A 24575-nucleotide genomic window follows, 5' to 3' on the forward strand; every position below is an offset into this window, starting at 1 on the left:
CGGCCCTGTGCCGGGGCCCACCCGAGGTGGGATGGGCGGATGCCCGGTTTCGACCGGCATCCGCCCATTTTTTATTGCGGGGTCGGATACCGGGGTCGGATCCCTTTCGCAACGCGAAAGGGCTCTGACCCCGATCCTGCGCAGGGGGGCAGTGGGGTCAGAGCCCTTTGCCGGTTGGCAAAGGGATCCGGCCCCGCCGACCCTTGGCTGCATCAGGCAACGATCAGGGTCACGTCGATGTTGCCGCGGGTGGCGTTGGAGTACGGGCAGACGATGTGGGCCTTCTGCACCAGTTCTTCCACCTGCTCGCGCGGCACGCCCGGCACGTTGATGGTCAGTTCGGCTTCAATGCCGAAACCGGTCGGGATCTGGCCGATGCCGACCTTGCCGGTCACGGTGGTGTCGGCGGGCAGGGCGACCTTGGCCTGGCCGGCCACGAACTTCAGCGCGCCCAGGAAGCAGGCCGAGTAGCCGGCTGCGAACAGCTGCTCCGGGTTGGTGCCCGGGCCGCCGGCGCCGCCCAGCTCGCGCGGGGTGGACAGCTGGATGTCCAGCACGTTGTCGGACGAGACCGAACGGCCTTCACGGCCGCCGGTGGAGGTGGCCTGGGCGGTGTACAGAACCTTTTCGATGGACATGGGATGCTCCTGGTCAGTGGGTGGGTGTTTCGATGGAGCTACTTTGCCCGCTTTTCATGGACGCTGGGTGACAGATCGTCCGCAAATATTGATGGATCGTCCGGTGGTGCTAGATCGTCCATTCGCGGTCGGTGGTGAACATGATGGTCAGCCAGCGGTCTGGCGAGGCATCGCCCAGTGCATCGCCGATCTCGTCACGCAGCCGGTCCCATTCCAGCAGCGCCCGCGGCGGGTCGTCCTCGCGCACCACGAAGAACAGCTCGATCTGCTCGCCACGCCCCACCTGGGCCACGTAGCTGCGGTGTTCGACGAAGCCATGCCGGGCCACGACGTCGCGCGCCACTGCATCCACGTGCGCCTGCAGTTCCGGCGGGGTGACCAGCAGGATGCCGGCCAGCGCCCGGCGCACCGTGCCCAGCGGGGCGATCATCACCAGCACGCAGACGAAGGCCAGGATGGCCGGGTCGATATACGGCCCCACCCAGGCCAGCGAGGTGCCGCGTACCAGCACCCCGCCCAGGAACGCGACCAGGTAGCAGGCCGACATGCTGGCGGCGATCACCCAGTTCTTTGCGTCCAGCGCAATGAATTCCGAACCGATGCGACGGTTGGCGCGCACGATGAACCACGCCAGCGTGCCCTCGGCCACGATGGACAGGCCGGCGAAGATGATGGCCGGGCCCAGCGCGATATGCCGCCCACCAGACATCAGCGCATCCACCGCATTGACCAGTGCGTACAGCGCCGCGCCGATCATCAGCGTCCCACTGACCCCCAGCACGATCGGCTCCAGGTGCCAGAAGCCCATGGTGAAGCGCTGGTTCAACCGCGACTGCAGCGCATCGGTATTGGTGGACAGGGCGATCAGCCGGGCTACCAGCAGTGACAGCCAGGTCATCACCACGTCGATCAGGCCGTAGATGCCGTCGAAGATGATCAGCGAGGAATTGGCCAGCAGCCCGAACACCACGGCGGCGGCGGCCAGCAGCAGCGAGGCGGCGATGGACAGGCGCAGCACGCCCTGTTCACTGCTGGGATCGAAGAACTGTGGGCGGTCGGCGGCCATGCTTCCATTGTAGAGCCGGGCCATGCCTGCGCTATCCCCGCCGCGCCGCTTCCCGTAGACTGCGCCCCTCCCACGTACCTACCCCCGGGTAGAGTCGACCGTTGGTCGACTGCCAGTGATTGACTGGTTGTGATTGACCGCTCCTGATTGACAGCGCCACGTGGCCACGCCCGCGTGCGCGCGGAGTTTTCCCATGCAAACGTCCTATCCCCTGCGCCAGCAATGGCTCGGCAACATCCGTGGTGACCTGCTGTCCGGCATGGTCGTCGCCCTGGCCCTGATTCCCGAGGCCATCGCTTTCTCGCTCATTGCCGGCGTCGACCCCAAGGTGGGCCTGTACGCGGCGTTCTCCATCGCCGTGGTCACCGCCATTGCCGGTGGTCGCCCGGGCATGATCTCCGCCGCCACCGGCGCCATGGCCCTGGTCATGGTCGATCTGGTGAAGGACCACGGCCTGCAGTACCTGTTCGCCGCCAGCATCCTGGCCGGCCTGCTGCAGGTGCTGGCCGGCGTGTTCAAACTGGGTTCGCTGATGCGCTTCGTATCGCGCTCGGTCATCACCGGCTTCGTCAACGCACTGGCCATCCTGATCTTCCTGGCGCAGATGCCCGAACTGATCGGCCGTGGCCCCACCGTGTACGTGCTGTGCGCCGCGGCGCTGGCCATCATCTACCTGCTGCCGCGCATCACCCGCGCGGTGCCCTCGCCCCTGGTGGCGATCGTGGTGCTTACCGCCGCGGTCATCGGCTTCGGCATCGACGTGCGCAGCGTGGGCGACATGGGCCAGCTGCCCGACAGCCTGCCGCACTTCCTCATGCCCGATGTGCCCTTCACCTGGGAAACCCTGCGCATCCTGCTGCCGGTGTCGGCCACCCTGGCCGTGGTCGGGCTGCTGGAATCGATGATGACCCTGCAGATCGTCGAGGACATCACCGAAACGCCCAGCGAGCGCAACCGCGAATGCGTCGGCCAGGGCGTGGCCAACACGCTCACCGGTTTCCTCGGCGGCATGGCCGGCTGCGCGATGATCGGCCAGTCGGTCATCAACGTGACCTCCGGCGGACGCGGCCGTCTGTCGTGCCTGGTGGCCGGCGTGCTGTTGCTGCTGCTGGTGGTGTACGGCAGCGATCTGGTGCGGCAGATTCCGATGGCCGCGCTGGTGGCGGTGATGATCATGGTCAGCATCGGCACCTTCAGCTGGCGCTCGCTGCGCGATCTGCGCACCCATCCGCGCAGTTCTTCGGCGGTGATGCTGCTGACCGTGGTGGTCACCGTGGCCACGCATGATCTGGCCAAGGGCGTGCTCAGCGGCGTGCTGCTGTCGGCGCTGTTCTTCGCCCGCAAGGTCGGCCGCATGCTGGATGTGCAGCACGAAACCGTGGGCGACGAACAGGTCTACCGGGTGCGCGGCCAGGTGTTCTTCGCCTCGGCCGGGCAGCTGGGCGCGGCCTTCGATTACCAGCACGTGGCGCCGAAGGTGCAGATCGACCTGCGCGAGGCCCACCTGTGGGATCTGACCGCAGTGGCGGCGCTGGAACGCGCGCAGGAAAAGCTGGCCGCGCATGGCGCGCAGGTAACGGTGGTGGGCCTCAACGCTGCCAGCCAGACCCTGATCCAACAGGTGGGCGGTCGCGGCGGCGCGCACTGACGGCGGCCCGGCCGGCGGGCACCTGCAATCTCCCTGATTGAAACCCGCCGTCGCCGCGGCCATGATCGGTCTGTGCCATCACGCACACCTTCAAGGACGATCCATGACTGCACGCAGGGCCTACGCTGGTTCGTTGCCGCTGCTGCTGGCCCTTGGCCTGGCCACACTGCCGGCCACGGTTGCCGCCGCGCCCGGCGCCGCCACCCCGACCACCATCGTCGAACACGTGTCCCACCATCGTGCGGGAACGCCCGAAGCGAAGGCGATTCTTGACTGGCTGGACCGTGTGCCCGACGCCAATCGCCGCATGATGGACCCGGAAACGTTGACCCTGCGCCAGCGCCAGGACGGGGCGACCTACACCGCACGGTGGGTGGAAGGCGCGCCGTTTCCGCTGCCCGCATCGGGTGCGCCCGGCGAGCAGGTCACGCTGACAAATGAACGGCCGGGGGGCCAGGTCGAAACCTGGACCCTGCAGTGGGTGGCGACCGAAGGCGGCCGCTGGAAGCAGACCCACCACGAGTGGCACGGCCGCGCGCGCGCGGGCGAGTCCGGGCCTCCGCGGGCACGCTGAGGGATTGAAGGCCGGGCGTTGCAGTGGGCGCCCGGCCCCTGCCGGCTCAGTCCAGCAGTTGCAGGTACTTCTGCAGCTGGTCGGCACGCGCGCTCAGGCGCAGCACATCGTCCAGCCCACCCTGCAGGTTGCCCACCTGCGAGTTGTCATACAGGGCGGTATCCAGCTCGTTGTCGCGGCTGCGCGACTGCAGCCATGCGCGCTGTGCATTGACCAGCTTGGTGCGGTTGTCGCCGCTCAGGCGGGCCTGCAGCTGCGTGTAGGCCTGGTTCAAGCGCTGGTCCTGGCGGGTGCTTTCCGCCGACAGGCACGCCGCCTGTTCGATCGCGCCCTGCGCGCTGTCGCGGCAGGCGGTGAACATGGGGCTGAGGCCGCTGGTGGCCGGCGCGGCACTGGCCGTGCCGATGGCCAGGGCGGCCACCATCAGGGCGGTCAGGGGCATGTTCATCCGCGTGTGCTGCTTCATCTGTTCTACGCATCCAGTCCATGGCGAGCGCCGAACTATAGCGGCTGGCCGGGGGCGGGTCGTCAACGCGGGACGACCGCCGCCACGGCTGCCCCTGTAACGGGGATCTGCGACCGCCCTCACGCAACATGAATCCAGTCAGGCATCTGCTGCGGAGGCTGCCTTAGCATGGCTGGGTGATGGGGCCGACGGACGGCCCAGCCTGGTACGGCAGCTGCCGTCCACTCGCAGGGAGACGCAGGTGATGCTGGCAACGACACTCCGCACGGGCTACGAACAGGTGCTGCTGGGCCGGCGCGTGGCATCGCTGCTGCTGTGCACGGCCCTGGCCGCCTGCCAGCCCGCAGCGCCCATGGCGTCGGCTGCAGCGTCCGCGCCGCCCCCCGCGCAGGCGCCCGCCGCCGCCCGTTATCCCGATGCCTCCTACAGCGCCGGGCGCCTGCGGCCGGCCTACTTCCGCTGCGTGGAAGGCGTGCAGCACGCGGGCACCCTGCAGGCCTGTGGCAGGGAAGAACTGGCCTACCATCAGAAGCATCTGCAGGCGACGACCGGCACCCTCGTGGCGGGATTGAATGGCGAGGCCAGCGCGGCCTTCGCGGCCACCGAAGCGGCGTGGCGCCGCGATACCGACCACTATTGCACCGCGGCCGCCAACGCCGCAGTGGATGCGCTGCAGGCCGCGCAGGAGTGCCGGCTGTCCCGCGTGGCCTACCGCGCCGATGCCCTGCTGGCGCACATCCGCCCACGCGATGCCTCCTTCACCCAGGCCTCGCTGCGCCCGCAGTACACCCGCTGTGTGCAGCATGCCCGAGGCATGGATGACACGCTCGAGGCGTGCGATGCCGCCGAGTTTTCGTACCAACAGAAGCAGCTGGACGTGCAGGTGGCGCGCCTGATGGCCAGCCCGGACAGCCCGGCCAAGGACCGCTGGATGAACGAGCAGGCCTTTTGGGCCATAGACACCGGCAAGCGTTGCGCACCCATTAGTGACCATGTGGGTGCGCTGCTGGACGCGCAGTCGTGCCGCATCAATCGCTACGCCAGCCGTGCTGTCGAGCTGCAGGCGCACACGCTGGCACCGGGTCTTCAGTGATCCCGTTTTCAAGGAGAAATGAGCAATGAAGGCAATGACGCTTTTCCCGTGCATCGGTCGCGCGCTGTCCGCCCATGCCGGTGCGCTCGTGCTCGCCCTGGCCGTCGGCACGGGGCTCGCAGCGTGCAAGGACACAAGTGCGGACGCGGCCGTGCCGGCTGCGCCCGTGGCCGCAGCTGCCACGACCAGCGCACTCGCCACGGCCCCGCAGTCAGCGCCCGCTGCACCCGGCAGCACCACGTCAGCCGACGCCGATGATGATGACTTCCCGGCCGCGCGCCCGGATGACTCGTACAACAAGGCCACGCTGCGTCCGCAGTACACCGCCTGCGTGGATGCCTCCGACGGCGTGACGCCCGCCCTGCAGGCCTGCGGCGATGAAGAGCTGCGCTACCAGGAAGACCGGTTGGCGCAGATCGTCGCAACGAAGGTGGCCAGCCCGGACAGCAAGGAAAAAGACGACTGGATGGACGCGCAGGCTGCCTGGTGGTCCGACACCGATCGCCACTGCAGCTGGGACCCGCGTACCGACGGCCAGGGCCAGATGCTGGATGCACAGTCCTGCCGCATCAACCGCGTGGCCAACCGCGTGGACCAGCTGAACGCTGAGACCCACCGGCCCTGAGTTGATCCCATCGAACCGCTTACCGTAAGGAGACCTGCAGCATGGACGTGGTGACCGACGCAAAGAAGGCGATGGACGGCTGGCATCGCGGCCAGACGTCTGCCAGCTATGAAACCAGCAATCGCGGGCCCGGCTGGATCTCCTCCGGCAGGGGCGACCACGGCGGCGTGTCCTATGGCACCTACCAGTTCGCCAGCGCGGTGGGCGGGGTGGACGAATACCTGGCGGGCTCGCGCTACGGTGCCCAGTTCCGTGGCCTGACGCCGGCCACCCAGGCCTTCAACGATCGCTGGAAAGAGGTCGCCGAGCGCGACAAGGGGGCCTTCGCCAATGACCAGCACGACTTCATCCAGCACCAGTACTACGACAAACAGCTGGGTCGCCTGAAGGACGCGGGCGTGGATCTGCAGGGGCGTGGCCCGGCGGTGCAGGACGCGCTGTGGAGCACCTCGGTGCAGTACCGCAACATGACCCGCGGTGTGTTCGTCAACGGCCTGAAGGCGGCCTACGGCGACGATTACAAGCTGTCCGAGCTGAGCGACGAACAGATCGTACGCGCGGTGCAGGACTACAAGCACGACAACGTGCAAAGACATTTCGAAAGCTCACCCACGCAATGGCCTGCGCTGCGCGAACGCACGCTCAATGAAAAGGCGGATCTGGTCGGGCTGGCGCGGTACGAGCAGGTCAACCGCCACCCGCAGGACTACCAGGGCAAGACCTACGAACAGGCGTTCGGCGAGCCACTGCATCGCCCACGCGGCGGCCATGCCGCACGCGCCGCGATGGCCGACGGCGTGCTGGTGCAGGGTGAGCGCGGTGCCGAAGTGCAGGCCCTGCAGCAGAAGCTGGCGCAGGCCGGCTACACCGGCAAGGACGGCAAGGCGCTGAACCCCGATGGCGATTTCGGCGGCAACACCGAACATGCGGTGCGCCAGTTCCAGAAGGCGCACGGGCTCGAGGAAGATGGCAAGGCCGGCCGCGATACGCTGGCCGCGCTTGGCGCGGGAACGCAGACGCGTGCGCCGGCGGCCGAGCGCAGCCACGCGCAGGCACCGGCCCCAGCTGCCGCCGCTGCCCCTGGGGGTGGCCGCATCACGGTGGTCGAGCCGTACGGCAACGTCACCAGCAACCGCACGCTGGACCATGGCATGAGCGGGGAGGCGGCCTATCGACTGCTGAAGATCCACCATCCCAACACCAATGCCGAAGCCGTGCGTACCGGCGATGCCAGCAAGGCCGACCGCCAGTCGGGCATGGTGGAAGGCGAAATGGAGAACATCCGCACCAGCGGCGACCGGAACGGCATTCCGCTGGTGCGCAAGGACCTGATCCTGACCGACCGCCTGGCCAACCGCGACGTGATGATCCCCAACCCGGTGGCCGGCTACGTGCAGTTCCTGAAGGACCCGACCAACGGCATCGCGATCTACAGCCACCCCGCCGGCGATCCGCGGCGCGAACTGGTTGGCCAAGTGCTGCACGGCGCGGTGGGGTCTTCGCCGTACAAGAACGGCGACTTCGTCGAATACGGCGCGCCGCTGGTGAAGCAGTCGAACGCAGGCACCAAGGCCGTGCACGCGCACATCGAAGTGGAACCCGAGCAGTTCCGCCGCTACCTGGGCGACATGCTCAACGACCGCATCACGTTGGGCGGCAAGGTACATGCGCAGGGCCCCGACGCCGCGCAGGCCGCACGCAGCGCAGCGCCGGCGGCGATGGCCGACGGCATGCTGGTGAAGGGCGAGCGCGGTGACGAGGTCAAGGCGCTGCAGGGCAAGCTGGCGGCGCTGGGCTACACCGCGGCCGACGGCACGGCACTGGGCGTGGATGGCATCTTCGGCAAGGACACCCTGGCGGCGGTGAAGCAGTTCCAGGCCAGCAACGGCCTGGACGACGACGGCAAGGCGGGGCGCCTGACCCTGGCCCGCCTGGCCGACCCGGCTGCGGTGAAGGCGGGGGCGCATGCCGCCACCGATCCGGCGCGCAGCGAACCGGCACGTACCGAACCTGCCGCTGCGCCGGCCGCGCCCAGCATGCGCGACGCTGGCCATGCCGAGAACCCGCGTTTCAGCCAGGCCCTGGAAAAGCTGCAGGCGCTGCAGCAGCAACGCGCGCAGGCCGGGCTGTGCCCGCTGTTCGGCAGCGCACAGGAAACCGAACGCGCCGCCGGCCAGCTGGCCTACGAGAGCAAGGTGGCCGGCATGGGCCAGATCGACCATGTGGTCGCCCGCCCGGATGGCAGCGGACTGTTTGCGGTGCAGGGTGCATTGGGCGACCCGGCCGCACAGCGCGCCTTCGTGGACCGCCAGCAGGCCGTTTCCCAGTCGGTGGAAGCCAGCACCCGGCAGAGCGCGGAACTGGACAGCCAGTTCAACCAGCGCGCACAGGACCAGCAGCAGGAGCAGGTGAAGGGGCGCGTGCAGTAGGGCAGAAGGGCCCGCGGCGAATGCTGGGGCGGCCGGCCGGCGCCGGCCTCTGCCGCATGCAGTCAATCCGGTACGGCAGACCGCGCGTCGGCTTGTACCGTCAGATGGACACCCAGGGCCAGCAGCACGCGTTGCACCGTGTCGAATCGAGGGTGTGCGTTGGGTCGCAGCGCCTTGTACAGGCTCTCGCGGCCCAGGCCCGACGTCTCCGCGATGCCGCCCATGCCCCGGGCCCGCGCAACCGTGCCAAGCGCTTCCTGGAAATGGCCGGCATCGCCGGCCGCCAGCGCTTCGGTCAGGTAGGCTGCAATCGCAACATCGTCCTGCAGGTAGTCAGCCGGATCGAAAGGGAGGGTCTTGAGCTTGCTCATGGTCGCGTAGTGCCGCTGTTGCGTGCAGGGATGCCATGGGCTGATCGTATCCAGAAGGATACACGGTTCAATTGGCAGATGCGTCAACGGTCGCCACGCACCTCCCGGGCCGCCCCTCGCCATTCAGCCGTCCGGTGTAAACTATTGATCTCACTGGCAATGCCAGTCTCCACGATCAATGCCCCGATGACGTCCGCTACTGCCCGTTACGCCGATTCCCTGCGCCTGTCCGTCGCCCCCATGATGGACTGGACCGATCGCCATTGCCGCGTGTTCCACCGCGTGCTGGCGCCCGGCGCGCGGCTGTACACGGAAATGGTGCACGCCAACGCCGTCATCCACGGCGATCGCGAGCGCCTGCTCGGCTTCGACGGCAGCGAACAGCCGCTGGCCCTGCAGTTGGGCGGCAGCGATCCGGCCCTGCTGGCGCAGGCCGCGCGCATCGCCGCCGACTGGGGCTACGACGAAGTGAACCTCAACTGCGGCTGCCCGTCCGACCGCGTGCAGGCCGGCCGTTTCGGTGCCTGCCTGATGCGCGAACCGGAGCTGGTGGCCGAGTGCGTGGCGGCCATGGTCGCGGCGGTGGACATTCCGGTAACGGTGAAGTGCCGGCTGGGCGTGGACGAGGACAACGATTACGCGGTGTTCGCCGCGTTCGTCGATCGCCAGGTGCAGGCCGGTGCTGCCATGGTGGTGGTACATGCGCGCAACGCCTGGTTGAAGGGCCTTTCGCCGAAGGAAAACCGCGAAGTGCCGCCGCTGAAGTACGACTGGGCCTACCGTCTGAAGCAGGAGCGCCCGGCGCTGCCGGTGGTCATCAACGGCGGCCTGGCAACGGTGGACGCGGTGCAGGCCCAGGCCGCACACGTCGATGGCGTGATGCTGGGCCGCGCGGCCTACCACGACCCCTACCTGCTGCATCAGCTGGAGGCGCTGCACACCGGCGCGCCGCTGCGCCCGCGCGGCGAACTGCTGCGCGCGCTGCGCCCCTACGTGCAGGCACGCCTGGATGAAGGCCTGGCGCTGAAGCACATCACCCGCCACCTGCTGGGCCTGTTCCACGGCCAGCCCGGTGGCCGCGCGTTCCGCCAGGTGCTGAGCGAGGGCGCACACCGCCCCGGCGCCGACTGGGCGCTGGTCGAGCAGGCGCTGGCGGTGACCGAGCGCGAGGCGGACCGCGCCGCAGCGTGATTGCAGTCACATTCCTGACTTGACAAGCGCAGTTGATTCGTCCCGAATGTTCACTTAGATGAACGAAGCGGAGGCGGTCCCGGAAAAGTTCAGACCGGATTCACTGCGCAAAACCAAGAATTTGCAAAAGATTTGTAAAGGTCGGGCCTGGCGCCCGATCCCCGGATTTACGACTTTTGAACAAATTGCCGTGCTCGGCTAGGATCGCTTCGATGTCTTCCGCTCCCTTCCACCGCCGTTTTGCCCTGGCCACCTTCGTGGTGCTGGCTGCTGCGCCGCTGTCTTCGGCGCTGGCACAACAGCCGCCGCGCGGCGACCAGGGGCGGGCGGAGATGATGGACCGCAGCGACCGCGGTGGCCGTGGCGACGAACGCTCGTTGTCCGACGCCGTGCGCCGGGTGCAGCGCACCACCGGCGGCCACATCCTGGGCGCCGAGCGGGTGCCGTTCGATGGTCGTGACATCAACCGGGTGAAATACATGGACGACCGGGGCCGGGTCCGCTACATGGACGACCCCGCCCCAGCACGTTCACAGCCGCGCACGCCGCGGTCGGATATGTCATCACTACGCGGCGATAACCCCTGAACAGGGATAGTTGCCGCATCACCCCGTACCCACAGGCCTGCGGGCCACACCCAGCACACTAGGGAGAGTTCATGCGTATCCTTCTGGTCGAAGACGAAGCCCCGCTGCGTGAGACCCTGGCAGCCCGGCTCAAGCGCGAAGGTTTTGCCGTCGATGCAGCACAGGACGGCGAAGAAGGCCTCTACATGGGCCGCGAAGTGCCGTTCGACGTCGGCATCATCGACCTGGGCCTGCCCAAGATGTCGGGCATGGAGCTGATCAAGGCCCTGCGCGATGAAGGCAAGAAGTTCCCGGTCCTGATCCTGACCGCCCGTTCCAGCTGGCAGGACAAGGTCGAAGGCCTGAAGCAGGGCGCCGACGATTACCTGGTCAAGCCGTTCCATGTGGAAGAGCTGCTGGCCCGCGTCAACGCGCTGCTGCGCCGCGCCGCTGGCTGGAGCAAGCCCACCCTGGAATGCGGTCCGGTGGCCCTGGACCTGGCGGCACAGACGGTCAGCGTGAGCGGCAGCAACGTGGACCTGACCAGCTACGAGTACAAGGTGCTGGAATACCTGATGATGCATGCCGGTGAACTGGTCTCCAAGGCCGATCTCACCGAACACATCTACCAGCAGGATTTCGACCGCGACTCCAACGTGCTGGAAGTGTTCATCGGCCGCCTGCGCAAGAAGCTGGACCCGGACGGCGAACTGAAGCCGATCGAGACCGTGCGCGGCCGCGGCTACCGTTTCGCGATTCCGCGCAACGAGGGCTGAGCCGGCTCACCCTGGCGATAGCATGATGTCCGGCCGTCTGTGGTTCTTCCGACGCTGGCGGCCGCGCTCACTGCAGGCGCGCCAGACGTTTGCCGCGTCCGTGGGCCTGGTCGCGTTCCTGGCCCTGGCCGGTTATGCGCTCGATGCCGCCTTCGCCGATACGGCGAAGGCGAACCTGCGTGAGCGCCTGAAGAACTACGCCACCGCCTATGCGGCCGGCATCGACTTCACCCGCGACCGTTCGCTGTACATCCGCGAACAGCCGCCGGATCCGCGCTTCGACGTGCCCGGCAGTGGTCTGTACCTGCAGGTGGTGATGCCCGACGGCAAGGGCAATTCCATGTCCGCCGAAGGCCCCATGCTGCCCACCGTGGGTGGTGGCCTGCTGGCGCCGCGCCAGGAAGTGTTCGAAGGCCCGCTGCCGATGATCCAGATCGATGGCAGCCAGGGCTCGGTGTACCGCTATGGCCTGGGCCTGGTGTGGGACGCCGACGCCGACCCGGCCACCGAATTCCCGTATACCATCTACGTGATGGAAGACTCGCGCGCGCTGGGTGCGCAGTTGCGTGTGTTCCGCAGCCGCGTCTGGTTCTACCTGGGCGGCATCGGCCTGATCCTGCTGCTGCTGCAGACGGTCATCCTGCAGTGGAGCCTGCGCCCGCTGCGGCGGGTGATCACCGAGCTGACCAAGGTGCAGCGCGGCGAAACCGAGCGCATGAGCGAGCGCCACCCGCGTGAGCTGGAGCCGCTGACCGACAGCATCAACGCCTTCATTGAAAGCGAGCGCGAGAACCTGGAGCGCCAGCGCAATACCCTGGCCGACCTGGCGCACAGCCTGAAGACACCCATTGCCGTGCTGCGCACGCAGATGGACAGTGGTGCCGGCGACAATGCGCTGCGCGAAGAACTGGACGTACAGCTGCAGCGCATGAACAACCTGGTGTCCTACCAGCTTGCGCGTGCGGCATCGTCGGGCCACAAGCTGTTCTCTGCACCGCTGCCGATCGAACCCAACGCCGAAGAAATCGTGCGTGGCCTGGAAAAGGTCTACGCCGCCAAGGGCGTGCTGTGCGAATTCGACATCGACCCGGCAGCGCGCTTCCACGGCGAACCGGGCGACCTGCAGGAACTGCTGGGCAATCTGCTGGAAAACGCCTTCAAGTGGGCAAAGCGCCGCGTGCTGCTGACCGCCCAGCCGTTGCCGGCGCCTAACGCGCGCCGCGCCGGCCTGCTGCTGGCGGTGGACGACGATGGCCCGGGCATCGCCCCGGATGACATCGGCAAGGTGCTGCAGCGTGGCGTGCGCGGCGACGAGCGCGTGCAGGGCCACGGCATCGGCCTGTCGATCGTGCAGGACCTGATCAAGGATTACCGCGGCGAACTGCTGGTGGCCCGTTCCAGCGAACTGGGCGGCGCCCGCTTCGAAGTACGCCTGCCGCCGGGCCCGTGATCCCCACCGCCGGGCATTGCCCGGCGAACACATGAATCACCCGACCATCGCCGGCGGCGCGCCATACAACCGCCGCAGATGCGCGGCGACCTCGGGCAACGCCTCGGCCAACAGATCCGGCGCGGAAAAATGGTATTCACTGGCCACCGCGAAGAACTCTTCCGGGGCCTCGGCCGCATACGGGTCGATCAACGTTTCCCCGCCCGCATCCACCTGCGCGCAGAAGGCATCGTAGGCCTGCTGGAACGTGGCTGCCCATTCGCGTTGCCAGTCGCGCGGCAGTGGCGGGGTGCCATCCATCGCCCCGTCCAGCGCATCCAGCTTGTGCACCATCTCGTGCACGGCCACGCAGAAGCCGTCGTGCGGCGCGGCCAGGTCGGCCTGCACATCGGCCCACGACAGGATCAGCGGACCGCTGTCCCAGGCTTCGCCAATCAGCTCGTCATCCCATTCGTGCAGCACGCCGGCCGCATCCATGTGGCTGCGGTGCACGCGGAACGCATCGGGGTAGATGATCAGCTGCGACCAGCCCTGCAGCCCCACGTCGCCAAATTCCAGCAGCGGCAGGCAGCACAGCGCCGCCAGCAGCACGCCGTCGGCCACCTGCAGCTGCAGGCCGCCCACCGGGGTCAGGGTCTTTTCGTGCAGGAAGCGCGTGGCCAGTACGCGCAGGCGCGCGCGCCGCGCATCATCCAGGCCGCGCAGCCATGCCGCGCGCTGGCAGGCATCATCCCAATGGGCATCTTCGATCGGCCGCGGCGTCGGCCGCAGCCACTGCAACAACGACCTGATCAGCGGAACATGCCCGGCAGGTAGCTGTGCCACTTCGGTGCGCGGATGCGCGGCAGCACATCGTCATCGCCGCCACCGCCGGTGGTGGTGCTGGCCGCAGGGCGTACCGGCGCCGGCTTGGCCGCTGCGCTGGTGGGCGCGGCGCTGGGCGCGCGCTGCGAAGCGGCATCCCCCGCCGAATACACACAGGCACCCCGGCTGTCATCGAGCGCTGCCGTTGCAGACGCCGCGAACGGCATCGTCAGCAGGATCAGGCAATGGGCATAACGGCGCATTGACGACATCCACGTTAAGGGGAGGTGAGTTCCCGATCATAGCCCGAACCCGGCCCCGCCGTGGAAGCCCCCCGGCGGGCGCCTGCCCGGCCTTTCCCGCATAATTCCTGCCTGACCTGACGGAAACTGCCGTGGACGATCGCCAACTGCTGGCCAAACTCGCTGCCGGTCGCCTGTCCGGCGATGCCCTGGCCCGTGAGCTGGGCCAGACCCGGGCCGCCATTTGGAAGCGGATTCAAGGACTTAGGGCCGCTGGTGTGGATATCCAGGGGCGCGCGGGCGAGGGCTACGGCCTGACCCGGGCGCTGGAGCTGCTCGACCCCCAGGCCATCCGCAGCCGCCTGCCTGCCGACGCCCAGGCCCTGCTGCACGACCTGCAGGTGGCCTGGACGGTGGACTCCACCAACGCCGAATTGCTGCGCTGCAGCGCGCCAGTGCGCGGGGTCAGCGTGCTGCTGGCCGAGCGCCAGACCGGTGGCCGCGGCCGTCGTGGCCGCAGTTGGGCTTCGCCGCTGGCCGCCCATGTCTACCTGTCGGTGCTGCGCCTGTTCGAAGGCGGCCTGGGCCGTCTGGCCGGATTGAGCCTGGTGGCCGGCGTGGCCGTGGCCGAAGCGCTGCACGATCTGGGCTTCACCCAGGCGCAGCTGAAGTGGCCCAACGACGTGCTGGTGGACGGCCGCAAACTGGTCGGCCTGCTGGCCGAAGGTGGTGGCGAGTACGCCGGCCCGGCGCGCGCGGTCATCGGCATCGGCATCAACGTGCATATGCCGCCTGCCTTCGGTGAGGAGATCACCCAGCCGTGGGTGGACCTGGATACGCTGGCCGGCACCGTGGTGGACCGCAACCAGGTGGTGGCCGCCGTGCTGGCGCGCCTGCTGCCGGCGCTGGAAACCTTCGACCGTGATGGCCTGGCGCCGTTCCTGCCGCGCTATGCCGCGCTGGACATGCTGGCCGGCCAGGAGGTGCGTGTGGAACTGGATGGCCAATGGCAGCACGGCACCGCGCTGGGCCTGGCCGACGATGGCGCCCTGCGCGTGCGCATCGATGGCCGCGAGCGCCTGCTGCACGCCGGCGAAGTCAGCGTGAGGGCGGCATGAGCGATTGGTTGTTCGATCTGGGCAATTCGCGTTTCAAGTTCGCGCCGCTGCAGGGCAACCGTGCCGGCGATGTGCAGGCCTGGGCGCACGGCGCCGAAGGCATGGCCGCGCAACCCGAGCACAGCCTGCCCAGCGGCCGCGTCGCCTTCGTTGCCAGCGTGGCCGCACCGTCGCTCACCGCTGCGATGCTGGACCAGTTGCAGCGCCGCTTCGATGAGGTGCGCGTGGTGCGCACCAGCGCCGAATGCGCGGGCGTGCGCATCGCCTATGCGAAGCCGGAAAAGTTCGGCGTGGACCGCTTCCTGGCCCTGCTGGCGGCGGCCACCGCGCAACGGCCGGTGCTGGTGGTCGGCGTAGGTACCGCGCTCACCCTGGACCTGCTGGATGGCAACGGCCAGCACCACGGTGGCCGTATTTCCGCATCGCCCACCACCATGCGCGAAGCCCTGCATGCGCGGGCCGTGCAGTTGCCGGCCACCGGCGGCGACTACAGCGAATTCGCCAACGACACCGCCGATGCGCTGGCGTCGGGCTGCGATGGCGCAGCGGTTGCGCTGATCGAACGCAGTGCGCAGCAGGCACAGGCGCTGCTGGGCACGCCGCCGGCGCTGCTGGTGCATGGCGGCGGCGCACCGGCACTGATGCCGTTGCTGCCGGGCGCCGACTACCACCCGTCGCTGGTGCTCGATGGCCTGGCCCGCTGGGCGGTGCACCCGGCAGCAGGCTAGTATCGGCGCATGCTGACCCGTGCCCTGATTGTCGTACTGGCCATCCTCAACCTGGGGGTCGCCAGCTGGTGGCTGCTGCGAACCGAACCCACGCGCGCACCTGCGCCAACGTCGCCCAGCGGCGTGGCCGAACTGCGCTGGCTGCCCGGCGGCACCGACGCGGTGGCCGTGGCACAGACCCCTGCCGCGCCGACCGAAGCGCTGGTAGCGCGCGAAGCCGCGCCGGGCGCCGCGCTGGCGCCTGCCGACGCACCGGCTGCTGCGCCTACGCCTGCTGCCGCGCAGCAGCCGCAGCCCACCGCCGCCGCGCCGCTGGCCGCCGTGGCCAAGCCCGCCGCACCGACCCCGCCGGTCGCTGAAACCCCCGCGCCGGAAAAGCCGGCGCCTGAAAAACCGGCCGCGCCGCCGCGCTGCATTGCGCTGGGGCCGTTTGCCGACCGCGCCGCCGCCGTGGCCGCGCAGGGCCGCGCCGGTTCCTTGCTGGCGCCGGCCCGCCTGCGCGAACAGCCGGCCGCCAGCGGCAGTGCCCGTTACCGGGTGCTGCTGCCTGCCGCGGCCAGCCGCGATGACGCACAGGCCACGGTCAAGCGCATCGTTGCCGCCGGGCTGAGCGACTACTACATCATCGGCCAGGGCGAAGAGGCCAATGCCATTGCCCTGGGCCAGTACCGCAACCGCGAAGGCGCCGAACGCCGCATGGCTGCCGTGCAGGCCGCCGGCTTCCAGCCGCGCCTGGTGGCCAGTGGCGAAGCCGGGCAGTGGTGGCTGGAAGGGCAGTTGGCCAGTGGCAGCGAGCCGGCCCAGGTGCAGCAGCGCAGCGCCGCCGCACAGCAACGGTCGCTGGACTGCACGCGACTGCGCTAGAATCGGGTCCCGGCCGCGCCAGGCGCCGCCGGCGCAGCACCCCATGCCGCTTTAGCTCAGTTGGTAGAGCAACTGTCTTGTAAACAGTAGGTCATCCGTTCGATTCGGATAAGCGGCACCACCTGGGGTTGCCCATGTGCCCCGGAAGCGGGCGCAGCCACAAAAGCCAGCGCAGTGCGCTGGCTTTTTCGCACTTGGGCCTACTGCAGCCGAATCAGCTCGTTTCCGATCTGCTGGCACCGTTGCAGCATCGACGCGCCGGATGGCGTTCCAAGCCGGATGGTGCCGTCCACCAGCAACGGATAGGTCTCAAGCCGCACACGATAGGCCTGCTGCGACGAGATGCGTACTGCCCGATCACCTGAAGCAAGTGGGGCTCCGGGCAAGCTCTCTTCCTTGATGAGCCCGTTGATCTTGAGTTGGGCACATAGCCCTGCGTAATAGGCACTTCTTTCGTCGCGCGCTCGGGGATGCTTGGTAGCGAGCCCCAATGCATGAAGGCTCTCATGCGCAACCAGGTCAACCAGATTCGCGAAGGCTTGTGGTTGATCGCCGTAGACGTGCGATGCAAGTGCAAGTGTCCTGCCTGTCGCAAAGCGGCCAAGCGATCTGGCCTGTATTGCCCCCGCCGTGCCTTCCGGTGCGAGCAGAATCCGATAGCTGTTGGATTCCGCCGGAATCCATGATTCGGCCAATGCCGCCGCCGCATCGATCCGTGAACAGACATCTTCAGCAGCGATCCCAAGCCCATCCGCGATCTGCAGGCTGATACTCCGCTCAGTGTTTGCACAGAGGTGGACATGAGTGATGCCTACGTCGGTTCTACCAGGCAGTAAGGAAGCTGTGTGGAAGTAGCGAAGAGGACCAATAGGTACCGAAACAACTTCGGTGTAACCCGATGACGCAACGCCCTTGGGCAGTGTGGTGGTCGCGCAGCCTGCAAGACCCATGGCGCAGAAGCCGAGCAACGAGCTTGCGATCCTGTGCATTCCTTCTCCGCATCAAAACGGGGACTGACGCCCCCGCTCCAGTCAATTAACCCAATTTACATTCCCAATCGCAAGTCCCGCGATCGATGATCGACGCGATCTCGCCCCTTAGGTCCATGAGGACAGCGCGACTTTGTGTTGTCCTGCATTTTTCCTGGCCGACTGCTAATTGGAGTTCATTCCGAAGCCGTGCTCCAGGAGGGGGCGAGGAAATCAAAAATGAATGAATATGGAGACGACCGCAAATGGCCGCGAGTCAGTGAGTTGGCAAGCGTTGCCAGCGCGAACTACGCTGAATGGCTGATGTAAACGGTACCTTTGATTGAACGAGGTGCTGGCTCATTCTCTGGGATGGCTGGCTCCCGGAACCGCTGCAAGGATCGGTTGTGCTCTATAGCTGCTATTGCTCGAGAATCGCCTGTCCCCCTCAAGGCGCTGGACGGCGCCTTGGGGGGATTGGACGATCAGTTCGATCAGATCAAGTGGATAGAGCAGGCTCGTTCAAGTCGTTTGTTACACGCAGGTGATCGAGGTGCGGACCATCGGGCTCTTTACGCCGTCGCTGTCTTCCAGATAACGGTCCAATACAATAACGCTGCCCGCCACGGGGCGCGCCACAGTACACTTTGCAACGGCGTTCAGCGTACCAGGCGTGTCCCCTGGGAAAGCATACTGGGTAGAATTCTGGCTGCAGAGATAGCCCGGTGGGCAGGTCACAACCTTGCTGCGAAGGTACAGCGGATAGGTTGGAGATCCCACAAACTGCACGCTGTAAGGAATTTCGGTGAGGTGTGGCCCAGTTACCGCCGGGACACTTGTGATCGTAAGGGGCCGGCAGTCGGTTTCACCCCTCATGAAGGTGCGGTATCCCTTCTCGACTCCCTTCATCGCCGCGGATCGGAACTTTGGATCCTGAAGTGCTGCGGCATCCTCTGTGTTGCTGTGAAATGCTACTTCGATCAATGCCGTTGGCATTTCCGCATCACGCACTTCTGCCTTGTTGTTTCCATTGACGAGGGCTGGCCTGATTGCAAAGTCGGAGTAGGCCTCCACTGCATTTATCTGCTCTTTCATGTAGCAGAGGATGTTATTGGAGAGCTGCACCGAGGATGGGTCATCCAACTGAGTCATCACTAGTGTTCCGCGTGCTGACGGTCCCGCTGCATTGGTATGGAGTGAAATTAGAGTTTCGGCATTGATATGGTTGGCATATTTTGCTCTAGCCATCACGTCTTCGTCGTACTCGCGAAGATTTTCATTGCCTGGTTTCCCGTTGGGGTAGAGATTCCAGATTGTGCCGCCATCGTTCGGTAGGAGCGATTTAATGTAGTATCGAGCGGCCAGATCCTTCCAGGGGAGGTTGCTCTCCGGTTCGATGAAGGGCATTAGGATATCCCGCGTATGGCGAACATCGGTTACGTACATGTTGCTGCGTGAAGTGAGATAAGTGTCTAGCACCGATGCGTACTGTGGTGTGATGTCATCTTCATGGACATTCGTGGTCCCGGCGTAGGGCGTGGGCCGCTCATACTTCCACACATTCTCACCATGATGGAAATACTTGCCATGGCCGGGGTTGATTAGCACCATCCCCGGAACAGGGGATGCCGCGGAGCGGCTGCTGCGTTGATTCTTTCGTTTCAGTAGGCGCTCTGGAGGAAATACTTCGTTGATAGTTCGGCCGCCAATTCTCGCAATGACGTATTTGAATCCTACTGTCCCAGATAGATAGTCATAAAGCTCGGATTCAATTTCCGCTAGCTTGTCACCAAACTCTTCACTGAATTCTGTCTGTCCTTTGGGAAGGTAGCCAGAATCAAGATCTATCCAGACGATTCCGGTCGAATTGTCTGGCGTGATTCTGACGATTACGCTCTTCTCTTGGCCGGGGAGTCGCGATTGCTTGTCGACAAAACGCTGCAGCTCAGGTTCAAGTTGGCGGAAAATAGTCGCACTTTCCGCCACAGAGAGGAGATCCTTTCCCTCTTGCTTCTGCGGCTGTTGTGAACTTGCACTGCCGGCAAAAGCCAAAGAAAGCGCCAATCCTGCGGCTATCAAAACCGAATTCCTACTATGGGCGATGTACATCATGCATCTCCTTTGCTGGTGGATCCCCCCCTGGTTCGAGGGTATCAGCAATGTGCGTTGGCTACGAACGAGGCATGTCTGCCTCAACGCTGCCGATCCCTCAGGAACAACCAGGTAATCAGCGTGGCATCCGGTCCCTGCGGATCGGTGAACGGCAGCCCCGAGGTGCTGCCGCTCCACGCATGCCCCATGCCCTGCACCACGTAGTGCTGCACCAGCGTGCGGCCGCCGTACTGGTAGCTGTGGACCGTATAGGCATGCCCGCCCGGCACCTGCCCGTTGAAAATGCTGGTTGGCGTGGTGCCCACCGAATCGTTGTCCAGGCCGTCGTCGGCCAGATCGTTGGTCTGCAGGAACTGGCGTACCGCCTGCTGGCCGTTCACCGGGTTCACCGTGGTATCGGCGCTGCCATGGAATACCAGCACCGGCAACGGTCGCGGCGACGGCGATCCCGAACACTGCCACGCCAGCCGCCCGTTGCTGTCCGGTGAGTAGATGCTGCCGGCCAGCAGCGCATAGGCGCTGCCCGATACCGTGGTCGCGCCCTTGTACATGCCACCGGCATGCACCGCACCGGCGGCGAACACATCCGAATAGCAGGCCAGCATGATCGAGGTCATCGCTCCGCCGGCGGAGATACCGGTCACATACACCCGGCGCGGGTCGACGCTGTAAGCGGATTTCACCGCGCCCACAATGCCGGCCAGGATCGACGCCTCGCCGCTGCCGCGCGCCTGGTTCACCGGCAACTGCCAATTCCAGCAGCGCCCGCCATTGGCGGTCACGTTCTGCCGCGGGTACACCACGATGAAGCCCTCGCTGTCGGCCACCTCGTTGAAGCCCGATGCCTCGCCCATCAGGTTGGGCCCGGTCACGCAGCCGTGCAGCACCAGCAGCACGGGCAGCGGGTGGCTGGCCTGGTAGCCGGCAGGCACCCACACCTGGTACTCGCGGCTGCCGAACAGGTTGCCGTACACACCGGCATCCCAATGCCCTTCGGCGCCCGCCGCCGCAGCGCTTGCGCCCATGGCCAGGCACAGGCACAACGCCCGCCCTGCCGCTCTGATCGAATCGATGACAGCGTTCATGCCAGCTCCTGGTGCGTGCGCGATGGCCGCCGGTGACGGCGCGCCCAGTATCCCGATCCGGCCCGGGCTGCCGACTGGACCTAGGTCCACTCGCCGGGCCCCGGTCGCACCGCTAGCCTTGGCACGATGGGCGGCGTGGGCCACCCGCGTGGCACTGGGGAGGAGCGAATGAAACGGAATTGTTTGAGCCTGATGATCGGCGCGCTGGTGGTGTCCGGGCCGGTACTGGCCCAGCAGGCGGCAGAGCCTGCGCCCAGCGCGGGCAAGGCGGCCACGGCCACCAACCTGGACAGCATCATGGTCACCGCGCGCAAGCGCGAAGAGACCCTGCAGGAAGTGCCGGTGGCCGTCACCGCGTTCACCTCCGAAGCGCTGGACAAGATGAACGTGCAGGACATCAGCGATCTGGACGCGCAGGTGCCCAACCTGACCATCTACGCGGCGCGCGGCGCCAGCAGCACGGTCACCGCCTACATCCGCGGCGTCGGCCAGTCCGATCCCACCTGGGGCGCCGACCCGGGCGTGGGCATCTACCTGGACGATGTCTACATCGCGCGCCCGCAGGGTGCGCTGCTGGACGTGTTCGACGTCTCGCGCATCGAAGTGCTGCGCGGCCCGCAGGGCACGCTGTACGGCAAGAACACCATTGGCGGCGCGATCAAGTACATCTCGCGCGGCCTGCCCACCCAGACCGAAGGCTTCGCACAGATCACCGTGGGCAACTACAGCCAGCTGGACGCCAAGGCGGCCATCGGCGGCCCGATCGGCGGCGCCGACAGCGGCCTGCGCGCGCGCGTGGCAGTGGCCAGCATGAACCAGGATGGTTTCGGCGAAAACACCTTCAACGGCCAGCCGGTCAGCGACAAGCAGATCAATGCGGCGCGCTTCAATCTGGGTGCCTATGCCGGCGATGACTTCGATGTGCAGTTCGCGCTGGACTGGATCGATGACAAATCCGGCATGCGCGGTTCGAAGATGCTGGCGCCCAACCCGTTCCTGCCGGCGTTCCAGCCGATGGACAGCCGCTACGACATCCGCTCGGGCATGCGCAACCTCAACAACGTGGAAAGCAAGGGTGCATCCGCCACGGTGAACTGGCGGCCCAGCGAGGACGTTGCGCTGAAGTACGTGGTGGCCAAGCGCGAATCGGACAGCGATGGCAACGTCGATTTCGATACCACGCCGGTGAAGCTGGCCGACGTGAGCGGTACCTACCACGACGACCAGATCAGCAACGAACTGCAGTTGAACTACGACGCCGGCGGCCGCGTGCGCGGCGTGGTCGGCCTGTACCAGTTCAGCGGCGAGGCCGGTGGCCAGATCCAGAACAACTACTTCAGCGCGCAGTTCGCCGACAACCAGGGCAAGGTGCTGACCGACAGCATCGCCCTGTATGCCGACTGGACCTTCGACCTGACCAACAAGCTGAAGCTTGACCTGGGCGCGCGCTACACCGACGAGGACAAGCGCGCGATCGTGCTCAACCGCCTGTATGCCGACCCCGGCTTCAGCCGGCCGGTGGCGGTCACCGCCGACTTCGACAAGAAGACCAACTTCAGCAACGTCTCGCCCAAGGTCTCGCTGGATTACCAGATCACCCCGGACGTGATGGTCTATGGCCTGGCCACGCGCGGCTTCAAATCCGGCGGCTACAACATCCGCGCCAATGCGGTGGCGGTGCCGCGCTCGGCCGAGCCGTTCGACGATGAAACCGTGGACAGCTTCGAGATCGGCAGCAAGATGGGCTTCTTCGACCAGCGCCTGTTCCTGAACCTGTCGGCGTTCCACAACAAGTACAAGGACATCCAGCTTTCGGTGTTCACTGGCATCGACACCAACGGCGATGGCGTGGCCGATGGCTTCTTCGGTGACTTCACCAACGCCGGCAAAGGCACGGTGAACGGCCTGGAAATCGAGTACCAGTACCTGCCCACCCAGCACTGGCTGATTTCCGGCAACCTGGCCTGGCTGGACACCAAGTACGACGAGTACATGGACCGCGGCGTCAACGTGGCCGACCAGATGAAGTTCACCAATGCTCCGGATTTCTCCGGCGCGGTGAACGTGGAATACCGCACCGATCTGGCCAGCGGCGGCAATCTGTCCGCACGGGTGACCTACAGCTACCAGAGCGAGGTGTGGCCGACCACCGACCTGAGCCCGGTGATCCGCCAGGATGGCTACGGGCTGGTCAATGCCGGTGTCATCTGGCGGCTGGATGATGCCTGGACGTTCTCGCTGCAGGGCACCAACCTGACCGACAAGGAATACCGCACCACCGGCTACAACATTCCGGCGGTCGGTACGCTCATTGGCTTCTACGGCCCGCCGCGGCAGTACAGTCTGAGCGTCCGTTACGATTTCTAGGAGTGAACTGCATGACGCCGTCTTACCAGGATCTGTACTGGAACAGTGACGATGGCCTGCGCCTGCACGCGCGCGACCATGCACCGGCAACCGGGGCCGCGCCACGCGGCACCGTGGTCTGCATTCCAGGCCTGACCCGCAACGCGGCCGACTTTGATGCGCTGGCTGTCTCGTTGTCGGCGGCCGGCTGGCGCGTGCTGGCGGTGGACCTGCGCGGCCGCGCCGGTTCGCAGCGCGCCGCCGACCCGGCCAGCTACAACGCGCGCGTCTACGCCGACGACATGGTGGCGCTGCTGCGCACGCAAGGCATCGACAAGGCGGTGTTCATCGGCACCTCGCTGGGCGTGCTGGTCACCCTTACCGTGGCCTCGCGCGCACCAGAGCGCGTGGCAGCCGCCGTACTGAACGATGCCGGCCCGAAGGTGCCGCGCGAAGCGCTGGCGCGGATCGGCAAGTACGCCGGCAAGCCGCTGCCAGCGATGGACCTGGCCCAGGCCACCGCGTACGTGGAATCGATCGGCAAGGCCGCGTTCCCGCGCTACGGCAGCGACGATTGGCGGGCGATGGCGCAGCGCACCTTCCGCGTGCGTGACGACGGCCTGCTGGAACTGGACTACGACCCGGCGGTGATCCGTACCACCCGGCCGTGGCTGCTGTGGCTGCTGCGCCCGGTGCTGTGGCGGGCGGTACGTGGGCTGACCTCGCGCGTACCGGTGCTGGTGGTGCGCGGCGCGCTGTCGGACATCCTGCCGGCCGATGTGGCGCGGCAGATGGTGGCCACCTCTGACCAGGCCCGCCTGGTGGAAGTGCCGGCGGTCGGCCACGCACCGATGTTGAACGAGCCCGAGGCGCGCGATGCGATCCTGGCCCTGCTGGAGCGTGTGCGGTGACCACCGCCCATGCCGAGGCCTTGCCGGTGGCCCTGCAGGATCTGTGGCGCTGGGCGGCCAGTGAACGCCTGGGCCCACGCAGGCGCATCGACCAGGCCCGCATTGATGCCTTCGCCGATGCCACCGGCGACCACAACTGGATCCACGTCGATCCGCAGCGTGCCCGCAGCGACCTGCCGGGTGGGCAGACCATCGCCCATGGCTTCCTGCTGCTGGCGTTGACCGTGGAAGACGATGTGGCCGCGCTGGCCGGCTTTGCCGGCATCGCCCACGTGCTGAACTACGGCTTGAACAAGGTGCGCTTCCTGGCCCCGGTGCCCAGCGCCAGCGAGGTGCAGGTGCGCTCGCGGCTGGTCAGCCTGGAACCGCGGCAGCCCGGCCAGTGGCTGCTGACCCAGCACAAGACCGTGGAAGTGGTACCGGGCGGGCAGGTGGCCGTGGTGGCCGAACAGCTGTCGCTGGTGGTGGTCGCCGCCTAGCGCGGGCCGCTGCACGGCGGCACGG

At 66.7% G+C, this 24575-nt stretch carries 24 protein-coding genes and 1 tRNA gene; 16 read left to right on the forward strand and 9 right to left on the reverse strand.

The window, feature by feature from the left end:
- Positions 1-212 precede the first annotated feature (212 nt).
- On the reverse strand, positions 213-638 hold the full coding sequence (locus C1930_RS01345; protein WP_004153735.1) for an organic hydroperoxide resistance protein: 426 nt from the start codon (positions 636-638) through the stop codon (positions 213-215).
- 109 nt (positions 639-747) lie between these two features.
- Complete coding sequence (locus C1930_RS01350) at positions 748-1728, reverse strand: cation transporter (RefSeq protein ID WP_108770907.1); 981 nt, start codon at positions 1726-1728, stop codon at positions 748-750.
- A gap of 169 nt (positions 1729-1897) precedes the next feature.
- On the opposite strand from C1930_RS01350, the gene C1930_RS01355 reads away from it, so the two are divergent.
- Entirely contained in the window at positions 1898-3352 is a 1455-nt protein-coding gene (locus tag C1930_RS01355; RefSeq protein WP_108770908.1) for a SulP family inorganic anion transporter, read from the forward strand.
- A gap of 103 nt (positions 3353-3455) precedes the next feature.
- Positions 3456-3926, forward strand: a complete 471-nt coding sequence (locus tag C1930_RS01360) for a hypothetical protein (RefSeq protein WP_108770909.1) — start codon at positions 3456-3458, stop codon at positions 3924-3926.
- Positions 3927-3972: 46 nt separating this feature from the next.
- Here C1930_RS01360 and C1930_RS01365 read toward each other — a convergent pair whose 3' ends face one another.
- Positions 3973-4374, reverse strand: coding sequence for a lysozyme inhibitor LprI family protein (locus C1930_RS01365; protein WP_234412718.1), 402 nt, complete (start codon positions 4372-4374; stop codon positions 3973-3975).
- Positions 4375-4636: 262 nt separating this feature from the next.
- On the opposite strand from C1930_RS01365, the gene C1930_RS01370 reads away from it, so the two are divergent.
- From C1930_RS01370 to C1930_RS01380, 3 genes are all read left to right on the forward strand, one after another.
- The gene (locus C1930_RS01370) at positions 4637-5485 is read left to right on the forward strand and encodes a hypothetical protein (RefSeq protein ID WP_108770911.1); all 849 of its coding nucleotides are present in this window, start codon (positions 4637-4639) and stop codon (positions 5483-5485) included.
- A gap of 151 nt (positions 5486-5636) precedes the next feature.
- On the forward strand, positions 5637-6110 hold the full coding sequence (locus C1930_RS01375; protein WP_234412719.1) for a lysozyme inhibitor LprI family protein: 474 nt from the start codon (positions 5637-5639) through the stop codon (positions 6108-6110).
- 41 nt (positions 6111-6151) lie between these two features.
- The gene (locus tag C1930_RS01380) at positions 6152-8539 is read left to right on the forward strand and encodes a peptidoglycan-binding domain-containing protein (protein WP_108770912.1); all 2388 of its coding nucleotides are present in this window, start codon (positions 6152-6154) and stop codon (positions 8537-8539) included.
- 62 nt (positions 8540-8601) lie between these two features.
- Here C1930_RS01380 and C1930_RS01385 read toward each other — a convergent pair whose 3' ends face one another.
- Positions 8602-8910 carry an addiction module antidote protein gene (locus C1930_RS01385; RefSeq protein ID WP_108755133.1) on the reverse strand — a complete coding sequence of 103 codons (309 nt, stop codon included), beginning with the start codon at positions 8908-8910 and terminating at the stop codon, positions 8602-8604.
- A gap of 159 nt (positions 8911-9069) precedes the next feature.
- On the opposite strand from C1930_RS01385, the gene dusA reads away from it, so the two are divergent.
- From dusA to C1930_RS01405, 4 genes are all read left to right on the forward strand, one after another.
- Positions 9070-10101, forward strand: a complete 1032-nt coding sequence (gene dusA / locus C1930_RS01390) for a tRNA dihydrouridine(20/20a) synthase DusA (protein WP_108755134.1) — start codon at positions 9070-9072, stop codon at positions 10099-10101.
- Between the two features lie 212 nt (positions 10102-10313).
- A complete protein-coding gene (locus C1930_RS01395; protein ID WP_108748148.1) occupies positions 10314-10688 on the forward strand; it encodes a hypothetical protein in 375 nt (124 codons plus the stop codon).
- A 71-nt stretch (positions 10689-10759) separates the two neighbouring features.
- Positions 10760-11443, forward strand: a complete 684-nt coding sequence (locus C1930_RS01400; protein WP_053520384.1) for a response regulator transcription factor — start codon at positions 10760-10762, stop codon at positions 11441-11443.
- A 25-nt stretch (positions 11444-11468) separates the two neighbouring features.
- Entirely contained in the window at positions 11469-12893 is a 1425-nt protein-coding gene (locus tag C1930_RS01405) for a sensor histidine kinase (RefSeq protein WP_108755135.1), read from the forward strand.
- A 36-nt stretch (positions 12894-12929) separates the two neighbouring features.
- Here C1930_RS01405 and C1930_RS01410 read toward each other — a convergent pair whose 3' ends face one another.
- Together C1930_RS01410 and C1930_RS01415 are read right to left on the reverse strand one after the other, a co-directional pair.
- A complete protein-coding gene (locus C1930_RS01410; protein ID WP_108755136.1) occupies positions 12930-13676 on the reverse strand; it encodes a M90 family metallopeptidase in 747 nt (248 codons plus the stop codon).
- Between the two features lie 8 nt (positions 13677-13684).
- Positions 13685-13960 (reverse strand): hypothetical protein, encoded by a 276-nt coding sequence (locus C1930_RS01415; RefSeq protein ID WP_108748150.1) that lies wholly within the window; start codon positions 13958-13960, stop codon positions 13685-13687.
- A gap of 131 nt (positions 13961-14091) precedes the next feature.
- Between C1930_RS01415 and birA the strand changes: the two genes are divergently transcribed.
- The 4 genes from birA (at position 14092) to C1930_RS01435 (ending at position 16770) form a co-directional block, all read left to right on the forward strand.
- The gene (birA, locus tag C1930_RS01420; protein ID WP_108770913.1) at positions 14092-15057 is read left to right on the forward strand and encodes a bifunctional biotin--[acetyl-CoA-carboxylase] ligase/biotin operon repressor BirA; all 966 of its coding nucleotides are present in this window, start codon (positions 14092-14094) and stop codon (positions 15055-15057) included.
- Positions 15054-15785 carry a type III pantothenate kinase gene (locus C1930_RS01425; RefSeq protein WP_108748152.1) on the forward strand — a complete coding sequence of 244 codons (732 nt, stop codon included), beginning with the start codon at positions 15054-15056 and terminating at the stop codon, positions 15783-15785. Before birA ends, C1930_RS01425 begins: the two co-directional genes overlap by 4 nt.
- A gap of 9 nt (positions 15786-15794) precedes the next feature.
- Positions 15795-16649 (forward strand): SPOR domain-containing protein, encoded by an 855-nt coding sequence (locus C1930_RS01430; protein ID WP_108770914.1) that lies wholly within the window; start codon positions 15795-15797, stop codon positions 16647-16649.
- A 45-nt stretch (positions 16650-16694) separates the two neighbouring features.
- Positions 16695-16770, forward strand: a tRNA-Thr gene (locus C1930_RS01435).
- Between the two features lie 79 nt (positions 16771-16849).
- On the opposite strand, the gene C1930_RS20130 is transcribed toward C1930_RS01435, so the two are convergent.
- The 3 genes from C1930_RS20130 to C1930_RS01445 all read right to left on the reverse strand — a co-directional run bounded on the left by C1930_RS20130 (position 16850) and on the right by C1930_RS01445 (position 20814).
- On the reverse strand, positions 16850-17638 hold the full coding sequence (locus C1930_RS20130; RefSeq protein WP_159093519.1) for a hypothetical protein: 789 nt from the start codon (positions 17636-17638) through the stop codon (positions 16850-16852).
- Between the two features lie 513 nt (positions 17639-18151).
- On the reverse strand, positions 18152-19729 hold the full coding sequence (locus C1930_RS01440; RefSeq protein ID WP_108770915.1) for an N-acetylmuramoyl-L-alanine amidase: 1578 nt from the start codon (positions 19727-19729) through the stop codon (positions 18152-18154).
- 80 nt (positions 19730-19809) lie between these two features.
- A complete protein-coding gene (locus C1930_RS01445) occupies positions 19810-20814 on the reverse strand; it encodes a PHB depolymerase family esterase (RefSeq protein WP_108770916.1) in 1005 nt (334 codons plus the stop codon).
- Positions 20815-20982: 168 nt separating this feature from the next.
- Here C1930_RS01445 and C1930_RS01450 point away from each other — a divergent pair, with 168 nt between their 5' ends.
- Genes C1930_RS01450 through C1930_RS01460 form a run of 3 tightly spaced genes read left to right on the forward strand, consistent with a single transcriptional unit; the run spans position 20983 to position 24550 of the window.
- The gene (locus C1930_RS01450) at positions 20983-23181 is read left to right on the forward strand and encodes a TonB-dependent receptor (RefSeq protein WP_234412720.1); all 2199 of its coding nucleotides are present in this window, start codon (positions 20983-20985) and stop codon (positions 23179-23181) included.
- A gap of 11 nt (positions 23182-23192) precedes the next feature.
- Entirely contained in the window at positions 23193-24071 is an 879-nt protein-coding gene (locus C1930_RS01455; RefSeq protein ID WP_108770917.1) for an alpha/beta hydrolase, read from the forward strand.
- Positions 24068-24550, forward strand: coding sequence for a MaoC/PaaZ C-terminal domain-containing protein (locus tag C1930_RS01460; protein WP_108770918.1), 483 nt, complete (start codon positions 24068-24070; stop codon positions 24548-24550). Before C1930_RS01455 ends, C1930_RS01460 begins: the two co-directional genes overlap by 4 nt.
- Positions 24551-24575 lie beyond the last annotated feature (25 nt).

Origin of the sequence: Stenotrophomonas sp. SAU14A_NAIMI4_8, from assembly GCF_003086695.1 — a bacterium.
In the GTDB taxonomy this organism is placed as follows: Bacteria; Pseudomonadota; Gammaproteobacteria; order Xanthomonadales; family Xanthomonadaceae; genus Stenotrophomonas.

What these genes read in the sequence shown, in the direction of transcription:
- C1930_RS01400 (WP_053520384.1), top strand. Translation starts at nt 10,760, where the DNA reads ATGCGTATCCTTCTGGTCGAAGACGAAGCCCCGCTGCGTGAGACCCTG.
- C1930_RS01395 (WP_108748148.1), top strand. Translation starts at nt 10,314, where the DNA reads ATGTCTTCCGCTCCCTTCCACCGCCGTTTTGCCCTGGCCACCTTCGTG.
- C1930_RS01440 (WP_108770915.1), bottom strand. Translation starts at nt 19,729, where the DNA reads ATGATGTACATCGCCCATAGTAGGAATTCGGTTTTGATAGCCGCAGGA.
- C1930_RS01355 (WP_108770908.1), top strand. Translation starts at nt 1,898, where the DNA reads ATGCAAACGTCCTATCCCCTGCGCCAGCAATGGCTCGGCAACATCCGT.
- C1930_RS01350 (WP_108770907.1), bottom strand. Translation starts at nt 1,728, where the DNA reads ATGGCCCGGCTCTACAATGGAAGCATGGCCGCCGACCGCCCACAGTTC.
- C1930_RS20130 (WP_159093519.1), bottom strand. Translation starts at nt 17,638, where the DNA reads ATGCACAGGATCGCAAGCTCGTTGCTCGGCTTCTGCGCCATGGGTCTT.
- C1930_RS01450 (WP_234412720.1), top strand. Translation starts at nt 20,983, where the DNA reads ATGAAACGGAATTGTTTGAGCCTGATGATCGGCGCGCTGGTGGTGTCC.
- C1930_RS01430 (WP_108770914.1), top strand. Translation starts at nt 15,795, where the DNA reads ATGCTGACCCGTGCCCTGATTGTCGTACTGGCCATCCTCAACCTGGGG.
- C1930_RS01405 (WP_108755135.1), top strand. Translation starts at nt 11,469, where the DNA reads ATGTCCGGCCGTCTGTGGTTCTTCCGACGCTGGCGGCCGCGCTCACTG.
- C1930_RS01370 (WP_108770911.1), top strand. Translation starts at nt 4,637, where the DNA reads ATGCTGGCAACGACACTCCGCACGGGCTACGAACAGGTGCTGCTGGGC.
- C1930_RS01360 (WP_108770909.1), top strand. Translation starts at nt 3,456, where the DNA reads ATGACTGCACGCAGGGCCTACGCTGGTTCGTTGCCGCTGCTGCTGGCC.
- C1930_RS01445 (WP_108770916.1), bottom strand. Translation starts at nt 20,814, where the DNA reads ATGAACGCTGTCATCGATTCGATCAGAGCGGCAGGGCGGGCGTTGTGC.
- C1930_RS01345 (WP_004153735.1), bottom strand. Translation starts at nt 638, where the DNA reads ATGTCCATCGAAAAGGTTCTGTACACCGCCCAGGCCACCTCCACCGGC.
- C1930_RS01415 (WP_108748150.1), bottom strand. Translation starts at nt 13,960, where the DNA reads ATGCGCCGTTATGCCCATTGCCTGATCCTGCTGACGATGCCGTTCGCG.
- C1930_RS01365 (WP_234412718.1), bottom strand. Translation starts at nt 4,374, where the DNA reads ATGAACATGCCCCTGACCGCCCTGATGGTGGCCGCCCTGGCCATCGGC.
- C1930_RS01455 (WP_108770917.1), top strand. Translation starts at nt 23,193, where the DNA reads ATGACGCCGTCTTACCAGGATCTGTACTGGAACAGTGACGATGGCCTG.
- C1930_RS01385 (WP_108755133.1), bottom strand. Translation starts at nt 8,910, where the DNA reads ATGAGCAAGCTCAAGACCCTCCCTTTCGATCCGGCTGACTACCTGCAG.
- C1930_RS01380 (WP_108770912.1), top strand. Translation starts at nt 6,152, where the DNA reads ATGGACGTGGTGACCGACGCAAAGAAGGCGATGGACGGCTGGCATCGC.
- C1930_RS01425 (WP_108748152.1), top strand. Translation starts at nt 15,054, where the DNA reads ATGAGCGATTGGTTGTTCGATCTGGGCAATTCGCGTTTCAAGTTCGCG.
- dusA (WP_108755134.1), top strand. Translation starts at nt 9,070, where the DNA reads ATGCCAGTCTCCACGATCAATGCCCCGATGACGTCCGCTACTGCCCGT.